Source organism: Prochlorococcus marinus str. GP2, from assembly GCF_000759885.1.
GTDB lineage: Bacteria > Cyanobacteriota > Cyanobacteriia > PCC-6307 > Cyanobiaceae > Prochlorococcus_A > Prochlorococcus_A marinus_J.
The window spans coordinates 1-12077 of sequence record NZ_JNAH01000006.1 but is presented as its reverse complement, the minus strand read 5'-3'; the positions used below and the strand labels follow the sequence as shown (position 1 = coordinate 12077).

The window sequence follows — 12077 nt, the reverse complement described above, 5'->3', positions numbered from 1 at the left end:
AAATAGTAAGTAATGAATCATTGTTTAATTCAGGCGGTAATTAATAGCGCTCCCCAAATGAGGTATACCAAAGAAAACCAAACTCCAATTGCAGAAATGATTGTTAATTTTAAAGGATTACGCAGTGAAGATCCACCCAGAGATCTCAAGATCATAGGATGGGGGAATATTGCCCAAGAAATGCTAAATGAACTAAAGGAGGGGCAAAATATTGTTATTGAGGGACGTCTAAAGATGAATTCTGTCACTAGAAAAGACGGAACAAAAGAAAAGCAACCAGAACTAACAGCTTCAAAGATTCATCAAATATCACCAGTTGAAGTTATTAAGTCTGATCAAAAAGAAAATAATGATTCATTTGAAAATAAAGGAACCCCCAAAAAATCTAGTTGGGATAGTTCACCATTAGTACCTGAAGTTGACGAAATACCTTTTTAGATCAGATATCAACACTATTTTCTTGAACGCTTATAATTAATTTGCTTATTTTTCTTTCAAGCACGGCAAGTTCGCTTCTGATTTCTGGCCATTTACCCTTATCAAGATTTTCTAGTAGCCATGCTCTGTCTTGATCAAGTTTAAAAATCAAATCTCCTTGATTTGCAGTATTAGGATCTTGCATAATACTTGTTAGCCCTTTTAAAATCATTCTACTAAATCAAAATGAAGAAATACTTATCGCCTGGAAACTTAATCGTAACGGCTGGGGGTATATTAGCTTTTGTTGGAATGACTGCTTATTTTACAGACTCAGTGAATTTAAGTGTACCTACTTTTTTCTATGGAGTACCTATTTTTCTAATTGGATTAGGTTTAAAGACTTCCGAAATACCTCCTGTAAAGTTGTTTGACAAGACAAATTTTGCGACAGATAAATTTAATAGACCAAAAGAATTAACTGCACTAGTTAAGGATGTTACAAGATGGAGGTATGGGATAAAAGCTCATCTTGAATCGTCATTAGAATCTTTAAATTTGTGGGACGAGGATAACCCCCCTCAATTGAAAGAAATAGAAGAAATTACAAAGGAAGAAAAAAACGGTCTCAGAATGCGTTTCGAATTAAACGCTGTCCCGCTAGAAAAATGGATTGAAAAACAAGAAAGATTAAACAGGTTTTTCGTTAAAGGTCTTGAATCAGAATTTATTATCGACGATAATAAAGAAGAATTTGATTTTATACTCTTTTATTGAATATAGGGATATATTTGTAAAAACCTAATTTCTCAATTCAATCAAGTTTTAATGAATTTTTAATAATGAATGATTCCCAAAGAGTATCAATATTAAGCGAAGCACTTCCATATATACAAAGTTTCTCAGGTAGAAAAATTGTTATCAAGTATGGTGGTTCTGTTATGGAGAATGATAATTTAAAAAATGCTTTTTTTAGAGACATTGCACTTTTATCAACCGTCGGGGTTTGTCCGGTAGTAATTCATGGAGGTGGACCAGAGATTAATAATTGGTTAAAGAAATTAGAAATATCTCCTAGATTCGAAAATGGATTAAGAATTACTGATCAAAAAACAATGGAAATTGTCGAGATGGTTCTAATGGGTAGAGTTAACAAACAAATTGTAAAAGGTATTAATAAAACTGGATCCTTAGCTGTGGGGTTATCAGGTCTTGATGGCAACTTAATTCAATCCAGAGAACTAGGAGATGGTAGCCATGGGTTAGTGGGAGAGGTTTCAAAAATCAATCCTGAAATATTAGATCCTCTTATTTCTAAAGGATACATCCCAATAATTTCTAGCATTGGATCAACCTTGGAGGGTATTTCCCATAACATTAATGCAGATTTTGTTGCTGGAGAAATTGCTGCTGCAATAAATGCAGAAAAACTTATTCTTCTTACTGATACTCAAGGGATTTTAAAAGAAAAAGATAACAAAAATAGTCTTGTTGAAAAAACTAATCTCAAAGAAGCAAGAGATTTTATTGATAAAAAAGTTGTGACTGAAGGTATGATTCCAAAGACAGAATGCTGTATAAGAGCTTTAGCCCAAGGAGTCAAAGCAGCTCACATAATTGATGGAAGAATAGAACATTCATTACTTCTTGAGATTTTTACAAATTCCGGAATAGGTACAATGATAGTCGCCTAACCCATGAAAACTTATGAGCAAGTTTTAGAAAAAGTAGAACTTGCTTTAGCTAAAGGTGAGTATCATTATTGCATTGAATTTCTTTTGCCCATAATCGAATCATTTCCTTTATCAAGCAAAGAGGGAGTAAATTTAAGAACAATCTTAATTACTGCTCTATGTGGTATCAATAAAAGGGAGGAGGCTAAAAGGTTTTGTAAAGAACTTCTAAAATCTTACGATAATAAGACGAGAGAAAATGCAAAATATTTGATGGAAGTTATAGACTCTCCTGACATTAAAAAGCCAGAAAATTGGAACTTACAGTTTGAAAGCGACCCATCACTCAATAAAAAATCTCTTAACTCACCGCGCAAAAAAAGAGAAGTATTGAAGAAAAAAAAATTTATCAATGTAACTGAGACACCAACTGGTGAAACAAAACCTTTTCAGAAAGGCTTTTCACTGATCATTTTTTTAATACTATTATTATTAATTCCACTTTTAAGTGGCTGCGTAAAAATTGAGGATACCCTTGATCTTAGTGAACTTGATTCAATAACTAATAATTTAGTGATAGAGAGTAAATACATAAAGAAATTTCCTTGGCAATTAAAATTTGAAGAGAAGATGAAAGATATTTTTCCTGACGCAGAAATTGAACAAGACGAATCGACATTTTCTTTGAAACATAAAAATCTCAATTTAGAGGATACAAAGCAAGTTCTTAAAATCACCCAAAATACAGCTGGAGAGTTAGCAGGTGAATCAACAAATATAGAAATTAATACTACTCAAAAAAACTTCATTTTTTTTAAAAAATACTTTTACAGGTTAGATTTGGATCTAAATTCTATTAAAGGCATTGATAATTTAGAACTCATTTTCAAAATTATTCACCCTAATAAAGCTATCCTTACCGATAAAAATAATTCAAATTTAGAAATCACAAAAAATCTAATAATTTGGGATTTAAATCAAGGGCAGATAAATAGTCTTGAATTTTCTTTCTGGAGCCTCAACAAACTCTTGATTGGAATAACTATTATTTTAATAATTATAATATTAGCTTATTTATTAAGATTCTATAGATTTAAATTAGGTTCAGATTTACCTCAACTTCCATCAAAGTAATTACAACTCTGCTGGATTAACATCTATTGTTAAAAAAACATTTTTTGGAATAAGTTTCCATAATATTGATCTATCAGGTAAAGGTATCTTTGTTCCTTCAGGGCCATGTATTAATATCTGCCATCTAAATTTTTTACCGACTTTAGCTATTAAACTAGGGGCAGGTCCAATTAATTTCCAGTTCTTTTTCTCACAAAAACTGAGTAGATATTTTGCTAATTTTATTGCAATTGACTCAGTTAATTCATAATTTTCACCTGATAATTTAAGTAGGCAAATTGTGCAAAATGGAAATAAATTAGCATCCTTTCTCAATCTCGAGTTTTCAATTAAGAATCTTTCATAATCTCTTTTTTGAAGATACGAAATCACAGGGTGGTTAGGTTTATATGTTTGAAAAATTACTTTCCCTTTTTTTTGTGCCCTGCCGGCCCTTCCTGCTACTTGCAAAAATAATTGTAATGATTTTTCTTCTGCTGAAATATCTGGGCGATGAAGCAACCCATCTGCTGCAATAACTACTGAAAGAGTAATATTGGGGATGTCAATACCTTTTGCCAACATCTGAGTACCGACAAGAATATCAGCATCACCTTTAGAAAACTTTGAAAGAATATCTCTATGACCATCCTTTCCTGAAGTTGTATCTCTATCAAAGCGAAGTACTCTTAAGTCAGGGAATTCTTCATTTAAAAACTCTATAACCCTTTGCGTACCAATTCCAAAAGGTTTGAAAGCAGTTGAATGACAATCTGGGCATCGATTGATCAATCTTGATTTATGATCACACCAATGACACCTTAACCATTTTTTTCCTTGTGATCCGAGATGAACTGATAAAGGAACGTCACAGTTGGGGCAATTTATTAAATATCCACAATTTCTACAACTTAAAAATCCACTATGCCCCCTCCTAGGGATCAAAATTATTGCTTGCTCTTTTTTTAAGCGTAGTTGAGGAAGCAATTGTAATAATTCATTGGAAAAAATTTTCATATTTCCCTTCTTGAACTCATCCCGCATATCAATAATTTTCATTTCAGGAGTCTCATTACTGGATATCCTTTGAATCATTCTTACTAATTTAAAATTCCTTTCAAAAATACACTTTTTCCAAGTCTTCATTGATGGGGTTGCACTCCCAAAAATTAACTTTGCAGAATTCCTTTTTACTATTTCAATAGCAATCTCTCTCGCGTCATAGCAAGGCATAGGACTATCTTGCTTATAAGAAACATCATGTTCTTCATCCATTATTATTAATCCCAGATTTCTGATTGGAAGAAAAACTGCCGACCTTGTACCTATTACTATTAAAGGTTCATTAGCATTAATAATTTTCTTCCAAACTAAAGTTCTATGATCGGGAGAACAATTACTATGATATTCGTAAACGACATTATTAAATCGCCTACTAAACCTATCAATAAGTTGAGGAATTAATCCAATTTCTGGGGCTAGTATCAAACAACTTTTTTTCTTAAGAAATTGATCTTCAGCAATTCTCATATACACTTCTGTTTTACCTGAACCTGTTTCGCCCCAAAGAAGTAATGCATCTCCTGGTTTCATTGTTTGAAATTTTTGAAATGCAATTTTTTGCTCATTTGTAAGATTTGGTTTTTTCGTTACGATATGATCTTTTACAAAGGAATTTAATTTACTATTTATATTTTTTTTTCTTTTAGATTTAGCAAGATAATTTTTACTGACCATTGAGTTGATTAGAGTGTAATTGAAACCAGACTTTATTAATTCACTTTGCCAATTACCTTTTTTAGATAAAGTATCCATTAAAAAAAATTCTTTTTTGGTTAATCCATTTTTCTTAATATCAAATTCTTTTTTAGTTTCAATCCATATTTGATCTTTTAAACCTTTAGAGAAATTTTTATATTTACCAATCCAACCAGGAGGAAATGCAGTTTTTAACATTTTTAAATTACTAACCATATAAAAAGAGGCTAGGGAGTCTATCAATTCTCTCCAAGATTCATCAATTATTTTTTTTTGCAAAATACTTTCAACAAACAAATATCTTATGCTTTTTCCTCCAGTAATATTTGATTCATCATTATTGATTGTCGAAAAGTCTTTTTTGGAGATCACTAACCCATTCAATAATCTCCCCCTAAGTCTCACACTTACAATATCTCCAACTTCTGCTCCAAGATTATTTCCATCTAAATAGTAAAAGCTTTCATTACTACTACCTATATCAAGCAAAATTTCCAATTTATAGGAGATATTTAATAACTGATTACTTGCCGGCTTCAAAACTTTTTCTTAGTATTGGATTGTTGAACATTCCACAAAGTGTTTTTTGCACATTGTAAGTATCCTGCTCTTAAGGGAGACATGAAGCTCTGATCATTGACTGAAAATTCAAAAATGATCTGCCTGTCTGAGAAATCCCAAGACTTTTTACTTTAGGTAATCTATAGCACTATTTAAATTTTTCAACAATTTAGAAAACTTTTCTTATTCTCATTTTGTAAAAAAGTTTTTTTAACATTAAGGGGACTTTACTACTAAATGTTCAAATTAGCCCTAAATAAAATTTTATCTAGTTAAATTCACCGTAGAAAGGAGTCAATTATGTGTCCAGTCGCAGCAGAATCAAAGAATTCCAAGCCTAGTTCAAAAAAAAAGATCAATAAAAAAATTAATACAAATTTAGAAACAGTAGTTGAAGAAGATAGTAATAAAAATAATCAAACTTTACAGACATCTGCTGAGTTAAACGAAAGCAATCTTGAAAATAACAATAATGAATTTAGTGATTCTGAAGAAGAAGATAAAGGGCTCGGGAATATAAAACTTGGGCCAAAAGGTATCTACACTGAAGATTCAATAAGAGTTTATCTCCAAGAAATTGGAAGAATTAGACTTTTAAGACCAGATGAAGAAATTGAGCTTGCAAGAAAAATTGCTGACTTACTCCAATTAGAAGAGCTAGCAACTCAATATGAGTCAGAAAAAGGACATTTCCCATCTGTAAGAGAATGGGCCGAGTTAATAGATATGCCTCTTCCCAAATTTAGAAGAAGACTTCTCTTAGGGCGGCGAGCCAAAGAAAAAATGGTTCAATCAAATTTAAGATTAGTTGTTTCCATTGCTAAAAAATATATGAATAGAGGTTTATCATTTCAAGATTTAATCCAAGAAGGAAGTTTGGGTCTAATTAGGGCAGCAGAAAAATTCGACCATGAAAAAGGCTATAAGTTCTCTACATATGCAACTTGGTGGATTCGCCAAGCTATTACAAGAGCAATTGCGGATCAAAGTAGAACTATTAGATTGCCAGTTCACTTATACGAGACAATATCCAGAATTAAAAAAACTACAAAAGTTCTTAGCCAAGAATTTGGCAGGAAACCTAGTGAAGAAGAAATCGCTGAGAGTATGGAAATGACCATCGAAAAATTAAGATTTATAGCTAAAAGTGCGCAACTTCCTATTTCTTTAGAAACTCCAATAGGGAAAGAAGAAGACTCAAGACTAGGAGACTTCATAGAGGCTGATATAGAAAATCCTGAGCAAGATGTTTCTAAAACTTTACTAAGAGAAGATTTGGAAGGAGTATTAGCCACTCTTAGTCCAAGAGAAAGAGATGTTCTCAGATTGAGATATGGAATTGATGATGGAAGAATGAAAACTCTTGAAGAAATTGGCCAGATTTTTGATGTGACGAGAGAAAGAATTAGACAAATAGAGGCAAAAGCTCTAAGAAAACTTAGACATCCAAATCGAAATGGGGTTTTAAAAGAATATATAAAATAAAAAAAGTTAAGTATAATAATTAGCTTTTAAAAACTGGCAAAATAATAGCTTAAAATAAATTCGACTTAATTTTTAATTCAAACTCAAAATAATATTTAATGACTAATTTTAAGCTAAAAATAGCTAGTAGAAGAAGTAAGCTAGCAATGGTTCAAACTTTATGGGTTAAAGATCAACTAGAAAGAAATATTCCTAATTTAGAGGTATCTATAGAAGCTATGGCAACTCAAGGTGACAAAATCCTTGATGTAGCCTTAGCAAAAATAGGTGACAAAGGCTTGTTTACAAAAGAACTTGAAGCACAAATGCTCGTAGGACATGCAGATATAGCAGTACATTCTCTAAAAGATTTACCAACCAATTTACCTAATGGCCTTAAATTAGGATGCATTACAAAAAGGGAGGATCCTGCAGATGCTTTAGTAGTAAACAAAAAAAATGACTGTTATAAATTAGAAAACTTACCTGAAGGTTCGATTGTTGGAACAAGCTCCCTAAGAAGACTTGCACAATTAAGAAATAAGTACCCACATCTTTTTTTCAAAGATATCAGGGGAAATGTTATTACAAGAATTGAAAAATTAGATGCAGGCGAATTTGATTGTATAATTCTTGCGGCCGCTGGTCTAAAGAGATTAGGCTTTGAATCAAGAATTCACCAGATTATTCCAAGTGAAGTTTCCCTTCATGCCGTTGGCCAAGGAGCACTAGGCATTGAATGTAAATCTGATGATAAAAAAGTTTTAGAAATTATAAATATCTTAGAAGATAAACCCACCAGTCAAAGATGTCTAGCAGAAAGGGCTTTTTTAAGAGAGCTTGAAGGTGGATGCCAAGTCCCAATAGGTGTGAATAGTAAAATTCAGAATGAACAACTTTGCCTTACTGGTATGGTTGCATCTCTTGATGGAGAAAGGCTTATTAAAGATCAATATATTGGCAATATTAATGATCCCGAGGAAGTAGGCAAAGAACTAGCTAAAAAATTAAAGCAGCAAGGTGCCGAAGAAATATTAAGCGAAATATTTGAAAAATTTAGAGAAAAATAAAATTAGTTAATTTACTAATTTAGGATCAATTTCTTTTTTGTATCTCTCTTCACAGTCTTTAATCACTTTAACAGCTTCTTCTATCCCAAAAAAACCATTGACAGTACATGTTCCTGGTTTTTTTAGATCTTTGTAGTGCTCCCAATAATACTTTGTTTCTTTTAACCAATGATCTCCAAGGTCTTCATAACTTGAGATATGATCCATTCTTTTATCATCTGCTAGAACAGCTATTACCTTATCATCGACCTCTCCACCATCATCAAATTTCATCACCCCAATAATCCTTGCTTCCACAATAGATCCTGGTATCAATGGCTCAGTTACTCCAACAATTTCTACATCAAGCGGGTCTCCATCTTCATCCCATGTCCTTGGAATACATCCATAAGCAAAAGGATACGCAAGTGATGAATAACCTACCCTATCAAGTTTAAGATGGCCCGTTTCTGTAATTAATTCATATTTATTTATGGTATTAGAGTTCAATTCAACAATAGTGTTTATTATTGTATTTGAGCTGTCAGTGAAAGCATTTAGTATGTGCAATAAATTTGGGGTAACCCTACTTGGGGGCTGATTTAGATTTGCCATCAAGAAATTATTTTTGTTTATCTTACATCCTCACACCTAACCAAATTCTTTAAAAGTAATGTTTCAGCAAAAATCATTTATTTTAGACCTTAAATGATTAATAAAATAGTTTGGCGATAGTTCTTCATTAGTTACAGCTTTTACCAACTCCATACAATTAACTGATCTGCCATATTTATGTATATTATTTTTTAACCAAAAGATGATCTTTTGATATTCACCATTTTCAATTAAGTTGTCAATTAAACCTATGTCTTTTTCCAGTTGAGAAGATATTTGCGCACTTATAACATGTCCTAACAAATATGAGGGAAAATATCCAAACGCCCCTTCACTCCAATGAACATCTTGAAGACAACCTTCTGAATCATTAGATGGTTTAATTCCTAGTAGTTCATCATATCTTTTATTCCATTCTGTTGGAATATCTTCAGCAGGTAACCCTCTTTCAATTAAATCTATTTCAAGTTCCGTTCTTATTAATATGTGTAAGCCATAAGTCAATTCATCCGCTTCAACCCTATTTAATCCTGCTTCCAAATGATTAATAGATTTCCATAGTTCTAAATAATTATTAAGAGAACATCCAGCCGAAACAAATTTGTTAAAAAATCTTTTTGAAAAAGATTTGGATTTAACTATTCTATTTTCCCAAAATAAAGATTGACTTTCATGAATACCCATAGAGGTTGCTTGACCTAAAGGCCAAGCAAACCATTGATGACTTTGAGATGGCAAACCCTGCTCATAAATAGAATGCCCCCACTCATGAGCAGTTGCTAAAAAACTTGATAATGGTTCACCTTCAACAATTCTTGTCGTAATCCTGAAATCATTAGGCCCTAATGTAATCGAAAAAGGATGGGGAGATTTACCAACAACAACTAGATCTTTATCTCTCCCAAACTCATCAAGTAATTGAGAACATAAATTATGTTGAGATTCTGAACGCAAATCCCAGTGATATTTCTTAGATTTATTAATCCTTCTAATCAACTCTGGGAGAGTATCTTTCAAAGGCTTAAACATTTTATTCAGCCACTTTAAAGTTAATTCAGGCTCAAAGGGTTGGGCTAAAGTTTCCCATGGTGAATATTGATCTGATATTTGTTTTGCCTCTTCAATCCGCAATTTAACTAATTCTTTAAAGAAAGGAAGAAAAATTTTAAAATCTGCTTTTTCCTTAGCTTCTCGCCAGCTTTCATACCCTTTAGATTTTGCCTTTGCTAGAGACTCAACTAATTTAGGATCTAAATTTCTTTCTCTATTAAATTCCTTCAATAAAAGGCTAATATTTCTTTCTTTATCTTTTATGAAAAGTTGATTATCGGAATTGCGTTCAATATCTGCTAGTTCATTTTTAGCAGATTGTATTAAATTAGAAAATTCCTCGGAAGAATTTCTTTCATGCAATACTTTTGCAATATAAGTAAGTTGTTCAGACCTCCAAGAAGCACCTTTCTTTGGCATTCCAGTATTCTGATCCCAATAAAGTGTATTTTGGATTGAACCTAATATTTGTGTTTCTTTAAGGTAAGCACCCAGATTATTCCAATGAGTTTCAGCCAAAGATTTAAATGGAAATTAAATTTATCTTAAGATAAAAATTTTAATGTCTGCAGTGAAACATGCATCTTTATCCATAATAGGATATTTATTAGTTAAGTTTTAACTTATATGGAACAAATATTTTCAAAATTAAAATTCATAACTCATGGCGAGGGTTTTATTGATATCACATATGATTTAAATTTATTTGTTGAAAAAAATAATTTTCATTCCGGAATTATAAATTTAACTTCACTTCATACAAGTTGCAGTTTAACTATTAATGAGAACGCAGATCCAAATGTACTGAGGGACCTAAAAAAGTATCTGCAATCGATAGTTCCCTATGATTCCTACTTAACCTTATCAAAAAATAGAGAAGAAATATCCTATAAACATTATCAAGAAGGGGCTGACGATATGCCGGCACATATTAAAACATCCCTAACAAACACTTGTTTATCTTTGAGTTTTCAGGAGGGGAAAATTATGCTTGGCACATGGCAAGCAGTTTATTTATGGGAACATCGATTTGATCAAAAGGAAAGAATCATTAATGTACATATAATTGGTGAGAAAAAGTAAGATACTTATAATGTAATAAGTCAGATTTATTATTTAATGGAACCCTACATTTTGCAAGATGAAGAATTGAATGAATTATTAGTAAAAATACCTGGCTGGGAAATTAAATCTAAACAAATCCAAAGAGAATTTAACTTCGCTAATTTTATTGAAGCCTTTGCTTTTATGACTAAGGTTGCTTTAATCTGTGAAAAATATAATCATCATCCTAACTGGGAGAATGTTTATGCAAAAGTAATAATTAAATTAAATACACATGATCTAGGAGGTATTACGAATCTGGATCAAACATTAGCTTCGGAAATCAACAAAATTTTCGATCAATAAAAATATAAACTTGTTTTCAACTATTCAAAATGTCTAAAAATTTATTGCCAGTTACTATTATTAGTGGATTTTTAGGTTCTGGCAAAACTACACTTCTAAATCATATTTTAAAAAATCAAGTTGGTATTAAAACAGCTGTTTTAGTCAACGAATTTGGAGAAATTGGAATAGATAATGACTTAATAATAGAAGGCTCAGAAGATATGATCGAATTAAATAATGGCTGTATATGTTGCTCTATTAATGGTGAATTATTAAATACAGTATCCAAAGTTTTAGAAAGATCTGAAAAACTAGACTATTTGATTGTCGAGACTACTGGGCTAGCGGATCCTTTGCCAGTAGCCATGACTTTTGCAGCTGGAGATCTTCGAGAAAAAGTAAGATTAGATTCAATCATCACTGTTATTGATGGAGAAAATTTTGATTTTGAAATTAATAATACAAGTGTTGCCTATTCTCAGATTTTATACGGAGATATCCTTCTCCTAAATAAATGTGATTTAGTCAACGAAGAACAATTAAAGAAAGTCGAAAAATTTATAAATAATATAAAAAAAGAACCAAGGATATTGAGATCAATCAATAGTGAAGTTGGATTACAAACAATAATGAGTGTAGGTTTATTTGAAACAGATGCTTTTAAATACGATAAGGATAAAGAAGATGTGAGAGAAGATTCACACGATCACTCCTCTCATTCACACGATCACTCCTCTCATTCACACGATCACTCCTCTCATTCACACGATCACTCCTCTCATTCACACGATCACTCCTCTCATTCACACGATCACTCCTCTCATTCACACGATTTGATCAATAGCATAGAAGGGTTTACATCAGTTTCTTATGAGACATTTGAACCATTTTCCTTAAGGAAGTTTCAATATTTCTTAGATAATCAAATCTCAAAAAATATATTTAGGGCGAAAGGAATATTATGGTTTATGGAAAGTGAAAGAAA

Annotated in this window: 13 protein-coding genes; 9 read left to right on the top strand and 4 right to left on the bottom strand. The window is 31.7% G+C overall.

From position 1 onward, the window contains the following. Positions 1-12 precede the first annotated feature (12 nt). Entirely contained in the window at positions 13-438 is a 426-nt protein-coding gene (locus tag EU91_RS03085) for a single-stranded DNA-binding protein (RefSeq protein WP_032524687.1), read from the top strand. Position 439: 1 nt separating this feature from the next. On the opposite strand, the gene EU91_RS03090 is transcribed toward EU91_RS03085, so the two are convergent. After that, the gene (locus EU91_RS03090) at positions 440-622 is read right to left on the bottom strand and encodes a hypothetical protein (RefSeq protein ID WP_032524704.1); all 183 of its coding nucleotides are present in this window, start codon (positions 620-622) and stop codon (positions 440-442) included. A gap of 41 nt (positions 623-663) precedes the next feature. Between EU91_RS03090 and EU91_RS03095 the strand changes: the two genes are divergently transcribed. From EU91_RS03095 to EU91_RS03105, 3 genes are all read left to right on the top strand, one after another. Then, complete coding sequence (locus EU91_RS03095; protein ID WP_032524686.1) at positions 664-1194, top strand: DUF2854 domain-containing protein; 531 nt, start codon at positions 664-666, stop codon at positions 1192-1194. Positions 1195-1259: 65 nt separating this feature from the next. Continuing rightward, positions 1260-2111 (top strand): acetylglutamate kinase, encoded by an 852-nt coding sequence (gene argB / locus EU91_RS03100; RefSeq protein ID WP_032524685.1) that lies wholly within the window; start codon positions 1260-1262, stop codon positions 2109-2111. Positions 2112-2114: 3 nt separating this feature from the next. After that, a complete protein-coding gene (locus EU91_RS03105; protein WP_032524684.1) occupies positions 2115-3224 on the top strand; it encodes a DUF3153 domain-containing protein in 1110 nt (369 codons plus the stop codon). Here the strand turns inward: EU91_RS03105 and priA are convergent, their stop codons facing one another. After that, positions 3225-5501: a replication restart helicase PriA gene (priA, locus tag EU91_RS03110; RefSeq protein WP_032524683.1), complete on the bottom strand. Its 2277-nt coding sequence runs from the start codon at positions 5499-5501 to the stop codon at positions 3225-3227. A gap of 321 nt (positions 5502-5822) precedes the next feature. Here priA and rpoD point away from each other — a divergent pair, with 321 nt between their 5' ends. Both rpoD and hemC read left to right on the top strand, forming a co-directional pair. Continuing rightward, positions 5823-7007, top strand: coding sequence for an RNA polymerase sigma factor RpoD (rpoD, locus tag EU91_RS03115; RefSeq protein ID WP_032524682.1), 1185 nt, complete (start codon positions 5823-5825; stop codon positions 7005-7007). A 98-nt stretch (positions 7008-7105) separates the two neighbouring features. Continuing rightward, on the top strand, positions 7106-8056 hold the full coding sequence (hemC, locus tag EU91_RS03120) for a hydroxymethylbilane synthase (RefSeq protein ID WP_032524681.1): 951 nt from the start codon (positions 7106-7108) through the stop codon (positions 8054-8056). 6 nt (positions 8057-8062) lie between these two features. Here hemC and EU91_RS03125 read toward each other — a convergent pair whose 3' ends face one another. After that, positions 8063-8650, bottom strand: coding sequence for an inorganic diphosphatase (locus EU91_RS03125; RefSeq protein ID WP_025887731.1), 588 nt, complete (start codon positions 8648-8650; stop codon positions 8063-8065). Positions 8651-8713: 63 nt separating this feature from the next. Continuing rightward, the gene (locus EU91_RS03130) at positions 8714-10219 is read right to left on the bottom strand and encodes a carboxypeptidase M32 (protein WP_032524680.1); all 1506 of its coding nucleotides are present in this window, start codon (positions 10217-10219) and stop codon (positions 8714-8716) included. Positions 10220-10327: 108 nt separating this feature from the next. Here EU91_RS03130 and EU91_RS03135 point away from each other — a divergent pair, with 108 nt between their 5' ends. The 3 genes from EU91_RS03135 to EU91_RS0108715 all read left to right on the top strand — a co-directional run. After that, positions 10328-10783 (top strand): secondary thiamine-phosphate synthase enzyme YjbQ, encoded by a 456-nt coding sequence (locus tag EU91_RS03135; protein WP_032524679.1) that lies wholly within the window; start codon positions 10328-10330, stop codon positions 10781-10783. Positions 10784-10819: 36 nt separating this feature from the next. After that, positions 10820-11110 (top strand): 4a-hydroxytetrahydrobiopterin dehydratase, encoded by a 291-nt coding sequence (locus EU91_RS03140; RefSeq protein ID WP_032524678.1) that lies wholly within the window; start codon positions 10820-10822, stop codon positions 11108-11110. A 29-nt stretch (positions 11111-11139) separates the two neighbouring features. Beyond that, the coding region (locus tag EU91_RS0108715; RefSeq protein ID WP_032524677.1) for a CobW family GTP-binding protein at positions 11140-12077 on the top strand (938 nt) is incomplete at its 3' end.